A 23743-nucleotide genomic window follows, 5' to 3' on the forward strand; every position below is an offset into this window, starting at 1 on the left:
TCATGAAATTATTAAAATTCAAAATATATACAATTCTTGCTGTTTCCCTGATATCATTTCAGGGAATCGGGCAGGAGATATTATCCCTTCAGGAAAGTAGAAAGCTGGCCTTGGAATATAACCAGAGAATTAAGATTGCTGACGAGTTAATTTCAGAAAGTCAATCGAATGTAAAGTTTGCATTTACCCATTTCTTACCTAACCTTAGTGCAGAAGGTAGCTATAATTATTTGCATGATATCGATGATATTTCCTTACCAGGATTTTTTCTAAAAACGGCTAATAGTTTGGATGAAGCAAGGTTGGGAAACTTTACAGGTACCAGTGATGTTTATTTTCCTGGTCTAAATCTTGAAATGGGGAATATTGATTACTATTCTGCAAACTTGATTTTAAGTCAGCCAATCTATGCTGGAGGTAAAGTAAGAAGCAATTACAATATGGCAAAGTTGGGTTCCGATTTATCTGTATTCAATCGCCAATTAGAAGCTTCTGAAGTAATTCTTGAAACCGATGAGGCATACTGGAATCTTGTATCGGTAAGAGAAAGAGTAAAAGTGGCTGAAAAGTATGTAGAAATGTTGAATCAGTTGGTAACTGATTTAAAAAATGCCTTTGATTTGGAGTTGACTACTAAAAATGAATTGTTAAAGGCTCAGGTACAGTTAAACCAGGCAAAATTGGATTTGTTCAGAATTAAAAATGCTCACGTACTTTCTCGAATGGCATTGTGTCAGGTAATTGGTAGAGATTTAAAAAGCGAAATAACGGCTTCCGATACAATTATTTCGGTTGAGAATAAACATGTTGAAACCAACTTTATTCAGAAGGCAATGCAACAAAGACCTGAAATTTTGATGCTTGGAAAGCAGGTGGAAATCGATAAGCAAGAGGAAAAAAGTACACTTGCCGATTATTTGCCTCAATTGGGTGTTGGAGCTTCTTATGGTTATACAAGTAAAATTGAAAATTTGATGGATTCACGCCAAAACTTGTCTGTGCAGGCAAGTTTAAAGGTCCCTATTTTCCACTGGAATGAAAGAAAGCATAGGGTAGCGGCAAAAAAATATCAGACAAAGCAACGAGAGCTACAATTAGACAGGACAAAGGATTTGGTTAGCCTTGAAGTACAACAAGCTTATTTCAATTTACAGGAGGCATACGAGCAAAAGAAATTGGCTGAAATATCAATGAATCAGGCTGAAGAGAATGTTTCCATAACCAAGAATAGTTTTTATGAAGGTTTGGCCAATGCTACAGAAATGCTGGATGCTCAAGCGTTTTGGCAGCACGCACATACCGAACTAATTGATGCGAAAATCAATTTTAAACTAAAAGAATCAGGTTTCCTAAAAGCAATAGGAGAATTAGCAGACTAATATAGTGGGAAGAGAGAGGTATGAATTACACGTAGGATGTTGTTGATTGGTGGTTCTCTCAACTTTGTAATTCATCCTCTCTTACTTTAATAAATCATATAAATATGAAACGAACATGAATTTTAATCTCGAATTGGAATCGAGTGTTAATATTCATTGCAGGTTTCATCTTACAAATAAAAGAAAAATTTAAACAGATGAAAGATAGAGATTTGCTTTATGAAGAGGCGATAAGAAGTTTAAAAAATCCCTCAAAAACCAATATGCAAATTATAAAAACACACTTGTTTTGTTTAAAAGTAAATGATGACTATGTGATTAATACCAAAGAACAAATAAATGATTTGGTAACTTATATCAATTGTAATAATGGAAAATAAGTTGTTGCAACATATTTATAAGACCATAACTTATTTTGGAACTATAATTCTTACTTGGATTGTGGCATTTTTCTTTTTAACCACTTTTCAGGTCGATGAAAACAATGTCATGTCAGTTTCAAGAATAGCTAATTTAAACAATGTATTTTGGTCGGGTTTGTTCGCAGGTATTATTTGGGGGGTAATTTTTAAGATATCACGCTATATTCTAAAATTTCTTTCTCGTTTCTCATTAACGATTTTACTTTCTTTTTCCGTCAATGTATTAAGTGCCTATTTATTGATCTATTTGATATATCACTTAAGTGATATTTTCATTTTTGAAGAGTTTCCAAATAGTTTTCAACAGCTATTGGATCTTTATAACTCACAGATGTTTTATTCCATTTTGGCTTATTTCTTTATTGTGGGATCTTTAATTGAGATCTTTTTCGAAATAGATAAGCGCTTAGGGAAAGGAGTGCTTTTGAAGTTCTTGCTGGGAAGATATTATAAACCCAAGGAAGAAGAAAGAGTGTTTTTATTTATGGATTTAAAATCATCAACCTATTATGCTGAGCAATTGGGACACTTTAAGTACAGCAGATTAATTCAGGATTGTTTTAAAGATATTTCTTCTTCCATAGAGAAAAACAAAGCTCAAATTTACCAGTTTGTTGGTGATGAAGTGGTACTGACCTGGAAACTGAAAGACGGATTGAAAAACAACAGATGTCTGCAAGTGTTCTTTGATTTTATGGAAGAACTGCATAATAAAAGTGACTATTATCAAAAGGAATATGGGATTATTCCTGTCTTTAAGGCGGGAGTGCATTCTGGAAAGGTTATGGTTGCTGAAGTGGGAGAATTAAAGTCCGAAATTGCCTATCATGGAGATGCAATTAATACGGCATCACGTATTCAAGGCCTATGCAATTCTTATCAATCCAAACTTTTGGTATCGGGTAACCTGATTAACGAGTTAAAAGAGAACCAATATTTTGATACTGATTACGAAGCTTTGGGAACAGTGCTATTAAATGGGAAACAGCTCACTACCGCGCTATATAAAATATGCTAGGTAATGAGCTGTAATTATTGAGTTTTTATGATTCTGTTTCTAAGATCTTTTTGTGACCACTAACCACTCCTTGAACAAGAGAAGAACTAAATCCTTCATGCTCCATTTTATTTAGTGATTTAATGGTTACGCCAAGTGGAGTAGTCACCTTGTCGATTTCTGGTTCAGGGTGAGTTCCATTTTCGATAATAAGCTTCGAAGCTCCTTTCATGATTTGTGCAGCCACTTCTAATGATTGCTTAGAAGAAAGTCCGATCTCGATTCCTCCTTGCGAAGCAGCTCTCATAAACCTTAATGCAAAAGCAATACCGCAAGAAGCCAAAACCGTTGCAGCTGGCATTTGTGATTCTGGAATAATCATGGTTGCTCCAAGCTGATCGAAAATTTCAACAACTTCATCTTTATGCTCTAATCCTTTTTCGTTAAAAGACAATGCAGTCATCGACTCTTGAATGGCAATTGCAGTATTTGGCATAGCTCTAATTACAGGAACATCCGTTAAGATATCTTCAAGATCTTGAATTTTAATTCCTGAGATAACCGAAATCAAAACTTGTTTGCCTTTTTGTAAAGGTTCTTTAATATCGTTCAGAAGTGTTCTTGCAACAGTTGGTTTTACTGCAACAATAACAATTTGCGAATTATTAATTGCCTCAAGGTTATTGGTTGTAATATTCACACCTATTTCATCTTTTAGATGCTGAATTAAATGCAATTCAAGGTTGGTAACCGTAATTTGTTCAGGTTTTAATAAACCGCTTTGAACTAATCCTTTTGCAATAGAGGATCCCAAATTTCCTCCTCCAATAATTGTAATGTTCTTTGAGTTCATTTTTAAGCTGTGTTTGTAAATATCGTTTAAAATTGCGGCAGCAAAACTAATGAAGATTGCTATTTATATGACTAACTATTTGTAGTGATTTTTGTGTTATTCAACTGGTCTGGTATTAGGTTTTCAAAAACGTACCAGTGTTGTGGAGTTTTAGGGAGTATATCAGATATAATAATGGTAGAATTATTTTAATAATACACTGGGAAGAATTACTGAGATAAAGAGTACATACACTCTGATTCTAAGAGTGCATGATTACTGAGGTGACGAGTGTTTACACTCTTTGCCTAAGAGTGCATAGGCTCCTTGGTAACGCAAGCATAGTTGTGAAGACGACGTAATAGTGGTTACGACGGTAACGTAATACTAACACCAATTAAAATGTCTTTTTAATAGTAATTGAAATGATGCTACAATACTTATTAAAACGTCGTTGTAATAGTAGTTAAAACATCATTACATGGAAATTGCTTACCCAAAAAGAGCAATTGTTTCAATAACTTAATGCATCATACATTAAGCTTCTTTTTCTTTTTAAAGTATTTGTTAATGGTTTCCAGCAATTTCTTTTCATCAAAAGGTTTTGCAATAAAGTCGTCGCAACCTGCTTCAATACTCTTGTTCTTATCTTCTCTGAAAGCATTTGCCGTTTGTGCGATAATAGGAAGGTTATCACGCATCTTTTTGATGGATTGTGTAGCTTCCAAACCATTGATATCAGGTAAACGCAGATCCATTAAAACCAAGTTGATGGTTGGGTTTCGTAGGCTTAATTCAATTGCCTTGTTCCCTGATATGGTATGTAGAATTTTAACCTTTGTTGGTTTTAAAGCTGCTTCGATATATTTGTAGTTGGTTTCGTCGTCTTCGACTACCAAAATCAGCTTATCATCCCATTTGTAATCTTTTTTCTTAGGGGTCTTTTTAACTGGTACATTATCGGTATCTACTGGTTTATAAGGAATGGTAAAGAAGAATGTTGTTCCTTTGTCTTCCACAGTTGCCATTCTTATTTTTCCACCCATTAACTCTACAAAACCTTTCGAAATGGCCAAACCAAGACCTGTTCCACCATATTTACGGGTAAAGGATTCTTCAACCTGACGGAAGCGTTCAAAGATGATATCTTGTTTCTCTTTTTGAATACCAATACCAGTATCTTTCACATAGAACTCCAGGAGATTGTCTTTTAAAAGCTTATAACCAAACTCAATGGATCCTGATGAGGTGAACTTAAATGCGTTATTCAGAAGGTTAGAAAGCACCTGTCTCAGTTTTCTTTCTTCGGTTACTACCAGAGTTTTTTCGTTTGGCAATGATTTAATAACTCTAAATTCAATTTCATCATCAGCAATATTCTCTTTGCTGAATTGCAGATGCAAATCATCTAAAATTGAATTTATCGAGCATTGAGTTTCCTTGATAATGGTTTGTCCAGCATCCAGTTTCGAAATGTCAAGAATATCATTGATAATTTTCAATAGCTGATTTGAACTTTTGTAAATGATGTCGATGTATACATTTTGTTGTTCATCGGTTTTTCCAGGCTTTCTAAGCATGTCGGCAAAACCAATGATACCATTCATTGGGGTTCTGATTTCGTGTGACATGTTCGCAAGGAATGCAGACTTTAAACGATCACTTTCTTCGGCTTTCTCCTTAGCTTTTACCAATTCACTTTGCGAATTAATGATAGGAGTAATATCATTAATGATAATCATGGAGGAGGTATCGAAAGGAACCATGAAGAATTCACAATGCCTTTGATCTCCATTTTTAGTGCTAATGTGAAATTCTTGTTTCTCGATATCCGTATTGTCCTGCTTTGCCTTTTCTGTGGCTTTTTCCCAACTGGCAATAACAGTTTTTCTGTATTCTTCATCAGGATAACACTTCGCATACCACTCTTCAGAAGTTCGAATGTCATTTAAGCTATAACCAAACTGCTCAATAAACTTATCATTAAAGAATTCGATATCGTTATTTTCATCAGTAATTACAATAGGAAGAGGTGACTTGTGAATCATCTTCTTCAATCTACGTTCGCTGGAAATAATTGCCTGCTGAGCATTCTTTCTTTCTGTGATATCACGCGCAGTGGAAAGAATTACATGCTTTCCCTGTAAGGTTACCAGTTGATTCACTGTTTCCATCGGAGTTTTTTTACCATACTTGGAAATAAACATTTGTTCACTGGTAAATTGCTTTTCTCGGGTAAGTCTTTTTATCGAATCTACAATGTAGTCATTATCTAAATTTTCAATGAAGTCGTGAAGGGTAAGTTGCAGCAATTCCTCACGAGAATAGCCCAGCAATATACAGGCTGTATCATTTGCTTCGATCAATTTGGAAGAACCATCACCTAAATATTCGTTTACCAAAATAATATCAGTACTACCATTAATTAGGTTTCTATACTTTTCTTCACTTGTCGCAAGGGCAGTAGTTCTTTCTTTAACCCTTTCTTCCAGTTTTTCATTAAATGATCTTAATTGTTCTGAATAATCATGAATTTCCTGATATTGTTCGCGAATGGTTTGTTCGCCTTTCTCACGCTCCAATATTTCATTCTGAAGTTTGGTATAGGTTTCGGTTAATTCAGTGATAGAATGGTTTAATAAGCTTTCCTCGCTAATTCTTTTTACCGAGCCATGACCTTGTCCTTGATAAATGGCTTGAGCTTTGTAAATATAATTCTTAATTGGTCGGGAGATGCTATCTGAAATTACATAGGTAATAGCGATACAAAACAGTACAATTATCACCGATATAATCGTAAACCAAAACAACGTGGCGTTATGCATTTCCGATGCTTCTTTATAGCTGGAATCAGCTTTGTTTTCTGCAAAATCAGTCAGCACTTTGGTTTTTTCCTTAAGCTTATTCAGATGGTTTGCTGCCATGCCATCAACCATTTTCTTTGCTGTAAGTTCTTTGCCACTAACTTTTAAATCGATAATTTGATTTCTGATATCTTCCCAATCCATAAAGGCACGGTGGGCTTCACCAACATCTCTTCCATTGCCTAAAAAATTATTATAGACAATGTCAAATTCAGCTTCCACCTTAAGGTGATATAGGTTAATGGTGTCAATTGCTTGATCGAACTCCTCCTGAGTGGTAGCAAGCAAGACATCTTTCATAGCACTCTCCATGATTTGAATGTGCGTATTTATATCTCGAATACTATTGCTTACTGTATAGGCGTGATTATAAATAAATTCTGATTCTGAACGAAGTTTTTTACTTGGAAAATAGAGAGGACGAAAAATGATACCGTAAACAGTAGAATAAGTCCGAATCCGGCAAGCACTCTAGTACGAAATTTTAACTTATTAAGCATTTAGCTTCGCCTGTATTTAGTGTGTAATTAGTGGTTGATTATGGTCACATTTGAGCGACTTCCATTCCTAAGTTAGTTATTCTTATGGATTTACACAAGATTTTTGATAAAGGTGCTATTATTGCTTACGTAGAGGGAAATTTATGCAACAAAAAAAGCAGCTCATTTTGAGCTGCCTATGAAATATAATCAATTGTATTTTGATTTATACGATTCCAGAGAATCCCATAAAGGCCATTGCCAATAATCCAGCTACAATTAGCGCAGCTGGGGTTCCTTTTATTCCTTTTGGTAGTTCAACCAAGTCTAAGTGTTCTCTTAATCCGGCAAACAATACCAATGCCAAACCAAAACCAATTGCCGATGCTCCTGAGAAAACCACAGCTTCAAGCAGGTTGTAGTCTTTCTGAATGGTCATGATAGCCACACCTAAAATAGCACAGTTGGTAGTGATAAGAGGCAAGAAAACACCTAATGCCTGGTATAATGCAGGACTTACTTTTTTCAAAATAATCTCAACCAATTGTACAAGGGATGCAATAACCAAAATGAAAGAAATGGTTTGCATGAATCCAATTCCGTATGGATTAAGGATATAATGTTGTATTAAATAAGTTACGATAGTTGCCAGAATCATCACAAAAGTAACTGCTCCTGTCATACCTACCGCTGTAGATACTTTCTTCGATACTCCAAGGAAAGGACAAATTCCAAGGAATTGCATCAATACTACGTTGTTAACGAAGATTGCTGATATTATAATTACAATAAATTCCATGATGATTCTCCTTATGCTTTTCTTACTCGGTTAATAAATGCAATTAAGTATCCTAATGCGATAAAAGCACCAGGTGCCAATACGAATACTAACATTCCATAGGTTTCGTTGAACAATGTTACTCCAAACATTTTTCCCGAACCAAAAAATTCACGAATTGCACCTAGCATGGTTAATGCCATAGCAAAACCCAATCCCATACTAACTCCATCTATAATTGAAGGAACCAGTTTGTTCTTTGATGCAAAAGCTTCAGCACGTCCCAATACAACACAGTTCACAACAATCAAAGGAATGAATACCCCCAATTGCTCGTGTAGAGCAGGTACATAACCCGCCATCACCAAGTCAACCATGGTTACAAAGGATGCAATGATTACAATGAATGATGGAATCTTTACCTTATCAGGAATTTGTGAACTTACCAATGAAATAACAAGGTTTGACATGATTAGTACAAAAGTTGTAGCCAATCCCATACCCAAACCATTGATGGCAGATGAGGTAACCCCTAAAGTAGGACACATCCCTAAAAGTAATGTGAATACGGCGTTTTCTTTGAAAAAACCTTTTAGAAAATTTTCTTTGTGTGTCATTATTTATTTCCTCCCTCCATTTTCTTGTTATACTCTTTATATGCAGTTTGAACTGCATCAAGGAAAGCTCTGGAGCTAATTGTAGCAGCTGTGATTGCATCAATATCACCACCATCTTTGCTTACAGTGAAGTTGGTTTTACCAGGATTTTTATTGATGACGCTAGCTTTTGCTTTAGCAGGATCGGTAGGTTTAAACCAATCTGCCATTTTGGTTCCCAAACCAGGAGTTTCCTTGTGTTCCAAGACAGAGTAGTTGTTGATTGTTCCATCAGGTTTGAAACCCACCATGATCCAGATGTATCCGGAAAAACCATTGGTTGTGAATGTTTTAACGGCTGTGCCGACCAATTCGTCTCCTTTTTTAGCAGGATAGAATTCCAAAAGGTCGCCTGTTGGCATCTCAACAGAATACATTTCCTCGCTTGGGTTGTTATCAAATTCAGGAACTACTTCCTTAATCGCTTTTAATTTCTTAGCCAATTTAGCAGCGGCGATAGGCTCTTTGGTTAACTCGTAAAGTCCACCTAAAGCAGCTGAGGCAACCAGTGTTACAATAAGCAACACCAGAACCATATTTATAAATGTAGATTCTTTTTTACCAGCCATGATTATTTCCTTTTTTCGCCGAAACGCTTAGGTTTAACATATACGTTAATTAGTGGTACAAATGCATTCATAATAAGAATGGCAAATGAAACTCCTTCAGGATATGCTCCAAATACACGGATTACTACAGTAAGGACACCGATACCTATACCATAGATTATCATTCCTTTGTTAGACATTGGAGAAGTTACGTAATCGGTAGCCATAAAAATACCTCCCAAAAGTAAACCTCCTGTTAAAATATGGAACATAGGTCCTGCATAAGCTTCAGGATTCACCATGTGAAGAATGCCTGTGAAGATAGCTACAGAGCCAATCACAGCAACAGGAATGTGCCAGGTGATGATCTTACGAATCAACATGTAAGCCAAGCCTAGAATTAAAGCAGCACCTGCAATCTCACCCATAGAGCCTCCCATGTTTCCAAGGAACATGTCCATGTTTGAAGGAATTTTGTCCATTAATGATGAAAGAGATTGACCGTTTTTCAATCCTTCTTTAATGATGGCAAGAGGAGTAGCTCCAGTTTCTACATCAATATATCCACTGGTTAAACCTTTAGACACTGGCCAGCTGGTCATCTGAACAGGGAAAGAAATCAAAAGGAAAACACGACCAACCAATGCTGGGTTGAATACGTTGTTTCCTAATCCCCCAAATGTCATTTTACCAATACCAATTGCAACCAATGCACCAATCATGATGATCCAGATTGGAAGGTTTGATGGTACGTTGAAGGCCAAAAGAATACCAGTAATAAGGGCAGAACCATCGTTAATAGTAACTTCAGTCTTTAGAATGTATTTTTGAATTAAGAATTCGAATAAGTAACATGATGCTACGGCGGTTAGGGTAACAACAAGTGCTCCTAATCCAAAGTAAAAGAACGAAAATAGCAGCGCCGGAAGCATCGCAAATACCACACCATACATATTTTTCTGTATGGAATCTCCACTATGAACATGCGGAGATGGTGCGACAAGTACTTTGGTGTTCATATCTATTTGTTAATTAGTTTATTTGTAAATGAGTGAATGAGTATTATTAATTACTCATTGTTAATTGCTAATTATTTGCGTGCTCTCATAATTTGGCCTACTTTACCTTTTCCCAATCGGATGTAATCCAATAAAGGACGGTTTGCAGGACAAGTGTAACTACAAGAACCACATTCGATACAATCCATTACTGCATCTTTTTCTAAGCGCTCGTAATCTTTCTTATCAGCACATACCATTAGCAAGTATGGTTCAAGCCCCATAGGACAAACAGAAACACACTTACCACAGCGGATACAAGCTTTGGTAGCCTTACGTGCAGTTTCTTCTCTAGGAAGAAGCAATAATCCAGAACTACCTTTTGTCAATGGCACATCAATACTCGATAATGCTTTCCCCATCATTGGACCTCCACCTACAATTTTACCAGTATCTTCAGGCATTCCACCTGCAGCTTCGATGATATCTTTTACTGGAGTACCAATACGGAACATCCAGTTTGAAGGATTTTTCAATGATTTACCAGTAATGGTAGCAACGCGTTCAATTAAAGGTTTGTTTTTCTGAACTGCTTCGTAAACTGCATAAGCAGTACCAACATTCTGAACAACAGCACCAACTTCAATTGGTAAAGCTCCAGATGGAACTTCACGCTTAATGGTTGCAGAAATTAATTGCTTTTCACCACCTTGAGGGTATTGTGTTTTTAATGGACAAATCTCAATTCCATTATAGTTTGCAGCAAGTTTTGTAAGGTGAGCAATTGCATCGGGTTTGTTATTCTCAATGCCGATAATCGCTTTGTTTACCTCAAGTGCTTTCATCAAGATTTGAGTCCCAACCAATACTTCATCTCCTTTTTCCAACATGATTCTGTGGTCAGAGGTTAGGTAAGGCTCACACTCAACGGCATTAATGATTAAAACTTCAGCAGTTTTTCCTGGAGGAACTGAAAGTTTAACATGAGCAGGGAAAGTAGCACCACCTAAACCAACGATACCCGCATCGCCAACTCGTTTGATAATTTCTTCTTTACTTGCGCTGATTTCTTTTACCAATTCTTCACTTCGATCGATATGTTCTAACCATTCATCGCCTTCAACATTGATGATAACTGATGTTCTGCGGAAACCACTGGCATCCATAATTTCATCCACCTTAAATACTGTTCCGGAAACAGAAGAGTGAATATTTGCAGATACAAATCCTGAAGATTTAGCAATTAGTTGTCCTACTTTTACTTCGTCGCCTTTTTTAACGATTGGTGTAGCAGGAGCACCAATATGTTGTGAAATTGGAATGCTAACCATTTGGGGTATTGGCAATACCTGGATTGCGCTTTCAGCAGATAGTTTGTTTTCTGCTGGATGAATACCTCCTATAGAAAATGTTTTTAACACTGATTATCCTCCTATTTATTTGTTATCAGATGTTTCATCCTTCGAATCGTTTGCTTTAGGCTCAGCTTTAGGAGCATCTTGAACTTCCGCTTTAGTAGCTACAGGTTTTACTGTTTTAGCATCAGGATTTGCAGCAGGCTTCTCTTTACGAGGAGGGAAGTTTAATTCATGTATTGCATTTGTAGGACAAACTACCACACACTTTCTACACAACTTACATTTGTTGTAGTCGATGTAAGCAAGGTTGTTTTCTACGGTAATTGCATCGAAAGGACATTCTTTCTCACACTTGCGACAACCAATACATGCAACATTACAAGCTTTTTTCGCAACAGCACCTTTGTCTTTATTAACACATGAAACAAAGATTCTACGACTCTTAGGCCCTTTTTTACGAAGCTCAATAATGTTATTTGGACAAGCTTTAACACAAGCACCACAAGAAACACACTTGTCTTCAATGATAACAGGAAGACCCGTTTCTTCATCCATGTACATTGCATCGAAATTACATGCTTCAACACACTCGCCTAGTCCTAAACATCCATACTGACAACCAGTTTCGCCACTGTAAAGTGATGCAGCGATAGAACAAGAGGCTGCTCCATCATACTGGTTTGTTTTCGGACGATTTTCGCAAGTTCCGTTACAACGAACAACTGCAACAGTTGGGTCTGCTGCTTTAATTTCGTGTCCTAAAAGGGCACCTACATGTGACATTACTGCTGCTCCACCAACAGGACAGTTGAAGTTTGAGATGTCGTCGGCTTTTACCAATGCTTCGGCAAAACCTCTACAACCCGGATAACCACAACCACCGCAGTTTGCTGCAGGCAATGCTTCTTCAACCTCGTCGATACGAGGATCTTCGTATACTTTGAATTTTTGGGCTACAAAATACAGGATAATTGCTGCTGTAACACCAATCGCACACAAAGCCAGAATAGTGATAGCTATAATGCTCATAGAATTAAATGTTTACGATTTTTTCTATTGTAAATGAAAACGTTTTCTTTAGTCGTCCTTTAAAAAAGGACAATATGATATAATAAGGAGGTAAAATTGCCAATGACAATAATCCACTTATTAATTCGTCGTTAGTAAATGCTGTTGCTATAAAAAGGACAAGTAGTACAAGAACAAAAGGAATTACATAGGCCAACATTAAAGCAAACCATCCTAAAGACTCGCGATATGTTAACTTAACTTTTTCTCCAACTGAATACTTGTTGCTGTAATCAATAACATCAATTGATTTCTCCTTCATGTCAGACATCGTGCATGCTCCTTTGGCATGACATCCTGCACAGGCCGAAACATTAACAATTCCGACCGTAATCTTACCATCCTTAATTTCCAGGATAGTTCCCTCGTGATCAATTTGTTTGGGATTACTCATGATTTAGCCCCTTTTATTTAGTATGTGCTTGTTTGTTGTATATCAGTACCTTTAAATAGGTATGTTATTTAACACATGGCAACAAAATTAACACTTTAGGGCACATTCCATCCTGAAAAAGTCTATTTATAGCGTGTTTAAATAGAGGGACTTCCTTACTTTTGTAATGTAGAGATTACAATTTTTCATGTATCTGTATTGATTACAGCAAGTTTCGGCTATTCAAGAAAAAAATCGCTAATTTTAGTGTTTTCCGCGAGCTTGATAATTTAGAATGTTTGTAAATAATTCGATACATAAAGCATTTCATGAATGAATTGAACGTAAACAATCTGTTATTGTAAGTAATGAAACTAAAATAAATCATGGATAATTTAATATTCTCTATGAATTCAAAAATCACGAAGAAACGATTGTAAGTTAGTCTATTGCTATTGTTTGAGATATTAAGAAAAAAGAAAAAAATATAGATAACGGTTATTGCTGATTATAATACGTGGTTTTTTCTTGAAAATTCTAATCTATGAAATTACACTCCAGTTGATTTTAGTCTTACTAAGTCTTTTTACTTGCTTGGCTAAAGTGAAGTTTTCTTCTTTTTCCAGAAGCGGATCATTGTCAAGAATTTCTTGCGCAACATCTCGTGTATATTGCAATAACTGACCATCTTTACCGAGATTAGCTATTTTTAGATCGTATGAAATTCCACTTTGTTGAGTTCCTTCAATATCTCCTGGACCTCTCAGTTTTAAATCTACTTCGGCAATTTCAAAACCATCATTGGTTCTTACCATGGTTTCAATTCTTTTTCTCGATTCATTGGAAATCTTATAGGATGACATTAGAATACAATATGATTGTTCGGCACCACGACCAACACGACCACGTAACTGATGCAACTGCGATAAACCAAACCTTTCGGTACTTTCAATAACCATTACCGATGCATTGGGGACATTAACACCAACCTCGATTACTGTGGTTGCCACCATGATTTTGGTTTCGCCCTGTGCGAATCTTTGCATTTCAGCATCTTTTTCGGCTGGTTTCATCTTTCCGTGAACCATGCTTATGCCATATTTTTCAGGAGGAAAAAAACTGGCTACACTTTCATATCCTTCTTCCAGATTTTTATAATCCATTTTTTCCGATTCTTTAATCATCGGATATACCAAATAGATTTGTCTTCCCAAATCGATTTGCTTTTTCATGAACTGATAAACCTGGCGTCTTTTGTTCTCAAAATAGTGAACCGTTTGGATGGGTTTTCTTCCCGGAGGCAATTCATCGATTACCGAAACTTCCAAATCGCCATACAAGGTCATGGCTAAAGTCCTTGGAATTGGAGTTGCCGTCATTACCAGTACGTGAGGAGGAATGTTATTCTTTTTCCATAATCGCGCACGCTGCGCTACACCAAACCTGTGCTGCTCATCGATAATTACTAACCCAAGATTATTGAACTGTACAACATCCTCAAGCAAGGCATGTGTACCAATCAAAATTTGTAATTCGCCACTTTTTAGATCTTCGTGTATTCTGCGCCTGTCCTTTTGTTTTGTGGAGCCAGTAAGCAAAGCAACATTCACATCAATTCCTTCCAGAAATTCAGAAATGCTCTCCATGTGCTGTGTTGCCAGAATTTCGGTAGGAGCCATTAGGCATGCCTGGCAACCATTGTCAAGAGCCATAAGCATACACATCAGCCCAACCATGGTTTTACCACTACCTACATCCCCCTGTAGCAAGCGATTCATTTGTTTACCAGAACCAACATCTTTACGGATTTCTTTAATTACTCGCTTTTGTGCATTGGTTAATTCAAAAGGTAAATTGTTTTGGTAGAATGTATTAAAGTATTCTCCTATTTTTGAAAACGGATGTCCTTTGTATAAGATTTTCCGTTTCATTTTCATTTTAAGTATGTTGAGTTGGATGTAGAACAACTCTTCAAACTTTAAGCGATATTGCGCTTTTTTAAGAATTTCGGTATTTTGGGGGAAATGAATCTGTAGCAATGCTTCGTGCAAGTTGATTAATCCCAGTCTTTTGATTAGTGGTGCAGGTAAAGTTTCCGGTATTTTTCCATTTACTGATTTGAGTGCATTTTCTTGTAGTTTCTGAATTGCTCTTGAATTCAGAAAGCTGTTTTTCATTTTTTCAGTAGTCAGGTAAAAAGATTGAAGCGACGCATTAATCTTTCCATTGCTTTTACTGGTTTCTTCTATTTCTGGATGAACAACATTAATTTTTCTATTGAATTCAGAAGGTTTTCCAAAAACAATATAATCTGTATTTGGCTTTAGATTGCCTTTTATGTATTTAATGCCTTTAAACCAGACCAATTCCATGGTATCTTCACCGTCGGTAAAATACGCAACCAAACGTTGTTGACGCTTTTCGCCCAAAGTCTCGATGCCTGTGATTTGGCCTCTTACCTGAATGTAAGGTAGTTTTGAGTTGATTTCTCTAATTGAGTAGAATTTGGTTCTATCGATATATTTGTAAGGAAAATGATACAACAAATCCTCGTAACTATAAATCGATAATTCTTGGTTTAAAATGGAAGCTCTTTTGGGACCAACTCCAGCTAAAAATTTTATATCCAGACCAGCTAATTCAGACATTTAAATATTGAAAGTTGAAAAAATCTAATAATTTTAATTTTTGAGTAACTCAAATGTACAATTTAATTCGCCAAATATACTTAAACACTAGCATGAGTGGAATTCGTTATCAATTAAAAAAAAGATTAATTCGTTTAAAAAAATATCGCCGAAAGGGGTTTGGAGAACATTTGCCAATTGCAATTGATTTGATAACTAATGTATTTGGAGCTAAACTTCATTATTATGCTTTTCGTGACCTTCAACAAACCAGAGAATTGGCGATAAAGCTGCTTAGATCATCTTGTAAATCATCTGCCCTTAGTGCTAGTCGTGCAAATTATCTGAAGGAGGAAATCGTAAACCTAAAAAGAGGAAAGGATGTGGATCGTTTAATTTTTCGCTTGATGAATTATTATCAAGTAAAAAAGCCATTGTTTATAGGGAATGGATTTGGATATACGAAAGCTTATATGGCTAAGGTCGATTCAAGAATTAAACTTTATTGTATTGGAGATTGCATTAAAAATGGAGAGATAAATGATAAAATATTCAAAAGGCAACTTAATATTGAGAATATTGAATCTTTACATTTTGAGGAGTTAAAAGATCTTGATTTTGTGGTAATATCGAATTCAGCAAATAATGCAGACATTGAGATGTTTAAAAAGCAGTATAAACAATTTTTGAGCAGAACTTCTGTACTTGTTTTTCAGAATATGAATAGAAACCCTGTTTTAATGGAAGCTTGGAAAAATCTAAACCAGGATAGTAAATTTGACTTTTGCCTGAATATGCATTCTGTTGGAATTTTAATTTCTTTGCGGGATCAGAAAAAATAAATTCTTAGAATCGTTCTAAATAATAAAAAATTTTATCTTTGTTATAGCTGCATATATTTACTGCCAAACATGTAAATATTAGCTTAAAAATATAGCAATGGATAAATTTAAAGTATATACAAAAACAGGCGATAAGGGAACTACCGGGCTTATTGGTGGAACTCGTGTTCCTAAATATCATTTGAGATTAGAAGCCTACGGAACTGTAGATGAATTGAACTCTTACATCGGTTTGATTCGATCTCATCAAATAGAGGCAAAAACTCTGGAAGTATTAAATATTGTACAGAATAAGTTGTTTTTGATTGGTTCTCGTTTGGCTACTGATGATGAAAAGTCAGACTTAAAACAAAAGTTAAATCTTTGTGAAGATGATATTTTATTATTGGAATCGGAGATGGATCGAATGGATGAAGAACTTCCTGAATTGAATAATTTTGTGCTGCCTGGAGGAAGTCCATTAAATGGATTTTGCCATATTGCAAGAACCGTTTGCCGCAGGGCAGAGAGAAGAGCCAATCAATTGTCAACAGAAATTGACATAAATCCCTTATTGTTGAAGTACTTAAATAGGTTGTCGGACTACTTGTTTGTGTTGTCGCGCAAGGTTTTAAAGGATGTTGGGGCCGTTGAAATAAAATGGGAGCCGGACTTGTAAATTCGGAAAAAAAAATTATATTCGCAGAATAAAGGAACCTAAAAATATTTTGAACTTATGTATTGGACACTTGAATTAGCAACAAAACTTGAAGATGCCCCATGGCCGGCTTCTAAGGATGAGTTGATTGACTACGCAATTCGCTCTGGTGCGCCGCTAGAGGTAATTGAAAATTTGCAGGAAATCGAGGAAGAGGGAGAGATTTTTGAGAGTATTGAGGATATTTGGCCTGATTACCCTAGCAAAGGAGATTTTTTATTCAACGAAGATGAATACTAAAAAAAATAAAAAACGAGGTTTTGTTACAAAACCTCGTTTTTTATTTCATGTTTTAATTAGTTTATAAATCTGTAGATTCACCCTTTAATATACTTTTAGCTGTATGTGGAGGCGTATCGCGCCAAATAAATATATCTTCTTTTGATGTGGGTTGGACACCATCAAACCAACGGAAATTTTTCAGGAATAACATTTCATTTTCTACCTCGAACAGAGGATACATTTTGCCATCAGGTTTCTTGATAAATTTAATCTGATCGATTTTATTTTCTTTTATGAGTATTATTATATCACTACTCTTGGCAATATTCATCCCCATGATTATTCCTTTGTCTTTTGGATAATATATGGTCTCGCCATTGCCATCAATATCTAATTTGTAAATCTTATTGTCCTTAACATGTCCAAGCATGTTTTTTCCTTTTATCTGGTTATAGAATGTGCTGTCTTCTTTGGCGGTTAAGAATGAAGAGCCTCTAAAGTGAAGATACTTTAGTTTCTGGTTCTGCATTTCAATGCCAATGGTATCAGCAACCATTTGGTTACCTTGTGCCCATAAAATCGGATTGTTAAACAATCTAATTGTGGAATCCTGCATGGTATATACCAAAGAATCACATTTACCTTGTAAATCAGGTCTGAAAAACTTTACGTGATGGAAAGCTTTTATTAGTTCAAAATCGGCACTATCTTTTGATATTGTAAGGCTATCTGCATGTAGAAATAGAGAATCCTGTTCTGCAACTTGTATAAATACCGCAGAATCTGTCATTAATGCTTCTTCGGTATTCTTAAAAGTTTCTAAAAAGTGTCCTTGTAAGATGATATTATTAACCGTGTCTCGTAGTTCTACATTATCAAAAACTCTAGCGGTTTCATTGTTTTTATCCAAGTAAATACTGTCACCTTTAATTTGATATGCTTTACTATTAAGGGTAGTGTTTTTAAAAAATTGAGAAATTCCGCTAGTTGTATTGTACCATCCATCTTCCGAATAAAGTGTTTCAGTTTCATTCTCGATGGTAGTAGGACCTAAAATAAAGGCAGTTTTGCTAACGGTGTTGTATTTTAGTGTGTCTGATTTTAAAGTATAGTCATTACTTAGAACCTCAACGCTATCTTTAAAGAATAACAAATCCTGTCTAGTGTAATATCTTCCTATGCTGCTGGTAAGTGTATTGTCTGTGTCTACAATTTTTCCACCGTTAAAATAGTAACCTACACTTTCGTTCATATCAAAATCAAGAAACTCAGTGGTAACAGTAACTGTTTTATTTTTAAGTTTTACATTGTCACGCATTTCAGCCAGTTTGGTGTTTCCATAGTATTTCAGGACATCGCCATAAATATGAACTGTGTCCGAACTAATAATGTGAACATTACCATATGCAGTAATTCTATTGTCAGCTCTGAATTGATACACGCTATCGCAGTACATCTTAATGTTTTCATGGGTTATAAATACGTTGCCATTGAAAACAGTAAGTTGTGATTCTGATTTTAATTCAGCTCTGATATCATCGGAGTTTTTAATTTCTATTAATGATTTTTTCTGAGCTTTTAATGTAAAAGAGAAAAGGCAGAAAATTGCTACAAATAGAATAATCGATTTATATTTTGTAATGATGCAAGGCATTCGTTTTATTTTAATAATTCTGTTATAATATCTTCCACACTAATTCCTTCAGCTTCGGCCTTGTAGTTTTTCATGATTCTATGTCTTAGAATAGAAACTGCAACTTCCTTTACATCTTCTATGTCTGGTGAATATTTACCGGAAAGAAGAGCATGTGCTTTGGCTCCAATAACCAAATATTGCGACGCTCTTGGTCCAGCTCCCCAATTGATATACTCATTGGCCATAGGATGCGAGAACTCGGTATTAGGTCTTGATTTTGCCGCTAAATTTACAGCATATTCCAATACATTTCGATTAATTGGTACTTTTTGTATCAATTTTTGATAATAAGAAATCTTTTCACCCGAAATAATCTTGTTTAATGCAATTTCCTTGCCACATGTAGTGTTTTCAACAATCGAAATTTCATCTTCTAATTTTGGGTAATCCAAATAGATGCTAAACATGAAACGGTCCAATTGCGCTTCGGGAAGAGGATATGTACCTTCTTGTTCGATTGGATTTTGTGTAGCCAAAACAAAAAATGGTTTAGCAATTTCGTAATTTTTGCCATTTACCGTTACCATTTTTTCTTGCATTGCCTCCAATAAAGCCGATTGAGTTTTGGGAGGAGTACGGTTGATTTCATCAGCGAGTATGATATTGGCAAACAAAGGACCTTTTATGAAATTGAATTTACGCTCGTTATTTAAAATTTCGGTTCCTATAATATCAGAAGGCATTAGATCCGGTGTAAACTGGATTCTTTGGTATTTTAAGTCTAAAACCTGCGCAATTGTGTTTACAAGTAACGTTTTAGCAAGTCCTGGAACACCAACCAGTAAACAGTGTCCATTACTAAAAATCGAAATCAATACTTTTTTAATGATTTCATCCTGACCATAAATTTTTTTGCCAATTTCCTCAAGCAGCTTTTTGTAATCGGCATGTAAGGAATTTGCAGCTTCAACTTCTGATTTAAAATTCATAAGGATTTAGTATTTGGATTTCCTTGAAAAAATCAGACACAGCAAAAAGGCTGTGTCTGATTAAATATTTTTAGCTTAATTATTTTTGCCAGCCTTTGAATCTGAATTTTGCATTCTTGTATGAATCATCAATGTGAACGTAAGTGCCAGATTGTTTCTCTTTGATCCATTTATCTAGAACATCTTGCTGCTTTTGATTGGTCAGCATATTCTCAAAAATACTCCAGTCATCATCTAGGTTCGCTGTATGAGATTTGGTTTCTGATTTTATCTTGATGATTTTGTAAGCATCTTTTCCTCCGGAAACATCTAAGAATGGCTCAGAAATTTCATTGATTTTTAAGCTGTTAATTTGTTGAGCAATTGCAGGAGGCAAATTATCTTTTTCAAATCTAGATGATCCAGTATATGGATTAACTATCAAACCACCATTATTTCTGGTATCCTTATCAGCTGAGAAATAAAATGCAGCCTCACCAAATTCCAATTTTTCACTTCTGATTAGATCTGCGATACTATCTAAGCGTGTAGTGGCTTCTTTTCTTTTTTCTTCTTCAATTTTTGGTTTAAGAAGAATGTGGCGCACATTAATTCTTTCACCTTTTCTGTCGATGAATTGAATGATGTGAAATCCATACTCAGTTTCTACAATTTTAGAAACTTTATCAGTTTTTAGGTTGAATGCTACGTTTGCAAATTCTGGCACCAAACTAGATCTAGGAGTATAGCCTAATTCACCACCTTGACGAGCACTTCCTGGGTCCTCAGAATAAAGAACTGCTAGTGTAGAAAAGCTCTCACCCTTATGTACTCTTTCTCTAAAATCTCTTAATCTCTTTCTGATTCGGTCTTTCTCGTCATCGGTAACTTTTGGATACCTAACAATTTGTTGTACCTCTAGTTTACCAGCAATTGTAGGCAAGCTGTCCTTGTTTAGTTTATTGTAGAAATCACGAACTTCAGCTGGAGTAATGTGGATATCCTTTGTGATTTCTGCCTGCATTTTCTCTTTAATTCTTTCATCTCTGGTAGGTTCTCGCAAATCATTTTTCATATCAAGAATTGATTTGCCAAAATATTGTTCCAATTTTTCTTTAGAACCTATTCTTTGAATATACATTTCCATTTTACGAGAAAGATCCTCTTCAACTTCTTGTTCGGTTACCTCAATACTATCAATCGCAGCTTGGGCAATCATAAGTTTTTGAATCAATAGATCTTCAAAAATTTCGGTTTTCAAGTCAACACTACCCGATGTGTATCCTTGAGCTTTAAGACTGATAAATCTTTGCTCAACATCCGATTTTAATACAACCTGATTACCAACCACGGCAATAATTTTATCTACCACATTGTCTTGAGCATTAAGAGTAAGAATACTCAGTAACAACAGTGTTAACACCGTGCAAGTTTTTCTAAAAATGTAACGCATATTTTATGGTTTAATAAATTTTGAATTTATTTTTCGATTCCGCATCTCTGTAGATGTTCTCTTCGAGGTTTTTAATGAATTCTATTTTTCGTTTATTGATTATTATTTTTCTAATGTCATCTCTCACAAAATCAAGAGGTGCAATATTATTCTTGAACTCAACATTTTTAATAGCTACAAAATATCTATAGGTTGAATCCTCTGTTTCAATGTGTTTTCTGCTTTTTAAAAGTTTGTCTTCATCACTAAATTTGAACGGGATTCTATTTAATAGTTCTTTCGCATTTACCCATTGCCCGCTAAAATTATCAAATTTTGTGGCATTCTGAAAACAGTAGTCTTCCAATTCGTCCCAATCTTCTTCTTTTTCTAATTTATAGAGTTTTTTAATTTTATTATAATCAGGAACAGGCTTTGAAATTTGAATGTATAATGCTTTGATAATGTTTCTATTCAATATGAAGTTGCCAGAGTTTTGACGATAATAATTGTCAATTTCAAAGTTTGTAACAGTGGTATCAAGTTTCTGCTCTAAAAGTTGTTGCTGGTACTTATGAATAATTAAAGAGGAACGATAATCCTCAACCATTTTGCTAACATCCTTGTCTTCTGCCGAAAGGTTAAGTTCTGCTTTCGAAATGATCAACTGTTTCTTTACCCACTGGTGAATGTAGTTATCGGCAATTAATATGCTATCTTCTTTAGTGTTTCCGTTGGGAACAATAGCCGCTACTTCGCTCATGTATAAAAAGTTTTGATTTACTTTAGCAACAGCCTTGTCTTCTTCCTGATTGTAATTACAAGCAAGCATGCCTGCAAGTAAAAATATTGTAAGTATGTATTTATTCATTATAAATTGTTCGCAAATTTGTTAAAGCTGAATGATTGATTTTTACAGAGTATTTCTTTCGAAGCTCTTCCGACCATTTTTCCTCAAGCCAAGCTCTGTAATCTTCCAATACAATATCTTTAACCGTTTTGTAATCAGTATCTGTATCGTATTTGTGCTGATTGTTAGTGTAATATTCTTTTATCTTTTCTTTATCTGTTGTATTATCCCAAATTGTTTTTTTTGTAATAAAATAAACTAAAATTCCATTTTCGTATTCATCCAGTAATGTCTTAAGCTTAGGATGTTTTTCTACAAGTTTCTTTTTATGGTATGCTAAGATACAAGTGTTTGAGAAATTAACATATAATCTGTTGATATAATCTTCAAAATTTTCATAAATATCTTTCGAAGCTTGTTCACTTAAGAATTCAGCAAACTTTTCCTGAGAGTAATCTCTGTCTTCTATCGAAAATAAAGTTTCCCATAGTTCTGCATAAGCATAATCTAGGATAGAGTAAAAGTTCGATAGTAGCTTTTTATTTTCTTTAAATTGATATTTTTCTTTTAGCTTTTGAATTAATTTACTTTCTGAAATTCTTGACCTGCTGTCTTCTTCCAAAAGTTTTATTAATTCATCCTTACATTCTTCAAGAGTATTATATTCCTTTTTATCTAAAAGTTGGATGATGTGATACCCAAAGTCGGTTTTTATTAGAGGTGAAAAATCTCCTTTCTTTTTTAATTCAAAAGCAGATCTTTCAATTGCAGGATGTGTTTCAAATAATCCAAACCAAGGCAAGATGCCATTGTTTTTTACGGAACTAATATCATCTGAATATTTCTGAACCAACTCAGAAAAATCAGCACCTGATTGAAGAAGTTGATAAATAGAATCGGCTTTTGCTTTGATTTTACCTTTTTCATTTTTCTTTTTAAACTCAAGCATAAGATGCCTAATTTTAACCTTCCCCGGATTTTTTATCTTGTCAATAGTCTGTATGATGTGATATCCGTATGGTGAACGAACTGGTATGGAATATTCTCCTTTGGTTGTGTTGTAGGCAGCAGTTTCAAAGGCGTAATCCATATCAAAAGCGGTAATGTATCCTATTTCACCATTATTCTTTCGAGCCGACAAATCATCAGAGAATTGGTTGGCAAGTTTTGCAAATTTCTTGCCCTGATTTAATAAAGAATAGAGTCTGGTAGCTTCCTGATAGGCTTTAAGTGTATCTTTTGGAGTAGCTCTACCTTCAATCTTAACCAGAATATGACGTGGCTTTATGAAATATTTAATTCTTTCAAATGTTTCTTCTAGAAGATTTTGATTGATCTTAACAGGATATAAATAAGGGTTGAATACTTGATTGTGATGGTTTTCAATTTCCTGAATCACCTCTGGAATTGTATCGAACCGCAATTTTTTTGCTTCTCTTGCTTTTAGGTAAAAATCGATGTATAAATCTAAAGCTTTGGTAAGCGATAATGGTTGGTTGTGTTGGTCGCGAAGCTTATTACTCTCGAAAAGTTCTACAAATGAAGCAGAAGGGTAGGTTGTATCATCAATGCTAAAAAGGGTATCTGTAGTACTATATTGCCCGTAACTTACTAACGAGCAATATAAAACTGTAATCAGATATAATAAACCCTTCCTCATTCAGCAATTATATGGTAAATATTCTAAAAAAGAAAACGGTAACCCGTACCATAACGG

21 protein-coding genes are annotated in these 23743 nt (G+C 35.1%); 6 read left to right on the forward strand and 15 right to left on the reverse strand.

Annotated features, from left to right (window positions below):
* The first annotated feature begins 2 nt into the window (after positions 1–2).
* The 3 genes from JCM15579_RS01615 to JCM15579_RS01625 all read left to right on the forward strand — a co-directional run bounded on the left by JCM15579_RS01615 (position 3) and on the right by JCM15579_RS01625 (position 2819).
* Positions 3–1379 carry a TolC family protein gene (locus JCM15579_RS01615; protein ID WP_054714769.1) on the forward strand — a complete coding sequence of 459 codons (1377 nt, stop codon included), beginning with the start codon at positions 3–5 and terminating at the stop codon, positions 1377–1379.
* A 197-nt stretch (positions 1380–1576) separates the two neighbouring features.
* Positions 1577–1759 (forward strand): hypothetical protein, encoded by a 183-nt coding sequence (locus JCM15579_RS01620; RefSeq protein WP_157471262.1) that lies wholly within the window; start codon positions 1577–1579, stop codon positions 1757–1759.
* Positions 1760–1868: 109 nt separating this feature from the next.
* A complete protein-coding gene (locus tag JCM15579_RS01625) occupies positions 1869–2819 on the forward strand; it encodes an adenylate/guanylate cyclase domain-containing protein (RefSeq protein WP_172677343.1) in 951 nt (316 codons plus the stop codon).
* A gap of 25 nt (positions 2820–2844) precedes the next feature.
* Here JCM15579_RS01625 and proC read toward each other — a convergent pair whose 3' ends face one another.
* The 10 genes from proC to recG form a co-directional block, all read right to left on the reverse strand.
* Positions 2845–3651: a pyrroline-5-carboxylate reductase gene (proC, locus tag JCM15579_RS01630; RefSeq protein ID WP_054714781.1), complete on the reverse strand. Its 807-nt coding sequence runs from the start codon at positions 3649–3651 to the stop codon at positions 2845–2847.
* 509 nt (positions 3652–4160) lie between these two features.
* The gene (locus JCM15579_RS01635; RefSeq protein ID WP_306305803.1) at positions 4161–6953 is read right to left on the reverse strand and encodes a PAS domain S-box protein; all 2793 of its coding nucleotides are present in this window, start codon (positions 6951–6953) and stop codon (positions 4161–4163) included.
* Between the two features lie 246 nt (positions 6954–7199).
* On the reverse strand, positions 7200–7772 hold the full coding sequence (gene rsxA / locus JCM15579_RS01640) for an electron transport complex subunit RsxA (RefSeq protein WP_054714787.1): 573 nt from the start codon (positions 7770–7772) through the stop codon (positions 7200–7202).
* Between the two features lie 11 nt (positions 7773–7783).
* Positions 7784–8368: an RnfABCDGE type electron transport complex subunit E gene (locus JCM15579_RS01645; protein WP_054714789.1), complete on the reverse strand. Its 585-nt coding sequence runs from the start codon at positions 8366–8368 to the stop codon at positions 7784–7786.
* Positions 8368–8976, reverse strand: a complete 609-nt coding sequence (locus JCM15579_RS01650; protein ID WP_054714793.1) for an RnfABCDGE type electron transport complex subunit G — start codon at positions 8974–8976, stop codon at positions 8368–8370. The genes JCM15579_RS01645 and JCM15579_RS01650 overlap by 1 nt, the downstream gene beginning before the upstream one ends.
* Positions 8977–8978: 2 nt before the next feature.
* On the reverse strand, positions 8979–9974 hold the full coding sequence (locus tag JCM15579_RS01655; protein WP_054714796.1) for an RnfABCDGE type electron transport complex subunit D: 996 nt from the start codon (positions 9972–9974) through the stop codon (positions 8979–8981).
* 71 nt (positions 9975–10045) lie between these two features.
* Complete coding sequence (rsxC, locus tag JCM15579_RS01660; RefSeq protein ID WP_054714800.1) at positions 10046–11374, reverse strand: electron transport complex subunit RsxC; 1329 nt, start codon at positions 11372–11374, stop codon at positions 10046–10048.
* 15 nt (positions 11375–11389) lie between these two features.
* Positions 11390–12340, reverse strand: a complete 951-nt coding sequence (locus JCM15579_RS01665) for a Fe-S cluster domain-containing protein (RefSeq protein ID WP_054714803.1) — start codon at positions 12338–12340, stop codon at positions 11390–11392.
* A gap of 4 nt (positions 12341–12344) precedes the next feature.
* The gene (locus JCM15579_RS01670) at positions 12345–12773 is read right to left on the reverse strand and encodes a SoxR reducing system RseC family protein (protein ID WP_054714806.1); all 429 of its coding nucleotides are present in this window, start codon (positions 12771–12773) and stop codon (positions 12345–12347) included.
* A gap of 521 nt (positions 12774–13294) precedes the next feature.
* Positions 13295–15400 (reverse strand): ATP-dependent DNA helicase RecG, encoded by a 2106-nt coding sequence (gene recG, locus JCM15579_RS01675; RefSeq protein ID WP_054714809.1) that lies wholly within the window; start codon positions 15398–15400, stop codon positions 13295–13297.
* A gap of 92 nt (positions 15401–15492) precedes the next feature.
* On the opposite strand from recG, the gene JCM15579_RS01680 reads away from it, so the two are divergent.
* The 3 genes from JCM15579_RS01680 (at position 15493) to JCM15579_RS01690 (ending at position 17158) form a co-directional block, all read left to right on the forward strand.
* Positions 15493–16221: a hypothetical protein gene (locus JCM15579_RS01680; RefSeq protein ID WP_054714812.1), complete on the forward strand. Its 729-nt coding sequence runs from the start codon at positions 15493–15495 to the stop codon at positions 16219–16221.
* 97 nt (positions 16222–16318) lie between these two features.
* Positions 16319–16879 carry a cob(I)yrinic acid a,c-diamide adenosyltransferase gene (locus tag JCM15579_RS01685; RefSeq protein ID WP_054714815.1) on the forward strand — a complete coding sequence of 187 codons (561 nt, stop codon included), beginning with the start codon at positions 16319–16321 and terminating at the stop codon, positions 16877–16879.
* A 57-nt stretch (positions 16880–16936) separates the two neighbouring features.
* On the forward strand, positions 16937–17158 hold the full coding sequence (locus tag JCM15579_RS01690; RefSeq protein ID WP_054714819.1) for a DUF2795 domain-containing protein: 222 nt from the start codon (positions 16937–16939) through the stop codon (positions 17156–17158).
* A 61-nt stretch (positions 17159–17219) separates the two neighbouring features.
* On the opposite strand, the gene JCM15579_RS01695 is transcribed toward JCM15579_RS01690, so the two are convergent.
* From JCM15579_RS01695 to JCM15579_RS01715, 5 genes are all read right to left on the reverse strand, one after another.
* Positions 17220–18794, reverse strand: a complete 1575-nt coding sequence (locus JCM15579_RS01695; RefSeq protein ID WP_054714821.1) for an OstA-like protein — start codon at positions 18792–18794, stop codon at positions 17220–17222.
* Between the two features lie 5 nt (positions 18795–18799).
* Entirely contained in the window at positions 18800–19765 is a 966-nt protein-coding gene (locus JCM15579_RS01700) for an AAA family ATPase (RefSeq protein ID WP_054714823.1), read from the reverse strand.
* Positions 19766–19844: 79 nt separating this feature from the next.
* Positions 19845–21197, reverse strand: coding sequence for a peptidylprolyl isomerase (locus tag JCM15579_RS01705; protein ID WP_054714826.1), 1353 nt, complete (start codon positions 21195–21197; stop codon positions 19845–19847).
* A gap of 10 nt (positions 21198–21207) precedes the next feature.
* Positions 21208–22047, reverse strand: a complete 840-nt coding sequence (locus JCM15579_RS01710) for a hypothetical protein (RefSeq protein WP_054714829.1) — start codon at positions 22045–22047, stop codon at positions 21208–21210.
* Entirely contained in the window at positions 22040–23686 is a 1647-nt protein-coding gene (locus JCM15579_RS01715; RefSeq protein ID WP_054714833.1) for a peptidylprolyl isomerase, read from the reverse strand. Before JCM15579_RS01715 ends, JCM15579_RS01710 begins: the two co-directional genes overlap by 8 nt.
* Positions 23687–23743 lie beyond the last annotated feature (57 nt).

The organism is Marinifilum fragile JCM 15579 (assembly GCF_001310955.1).
GTDB classification, from domain to species: domain Bacteria; phylum Bacteroidota; class Bacteroidia; order Bacteroidales; family Marinifilaceae; genus Marinifilum; species Marinifilum fragile.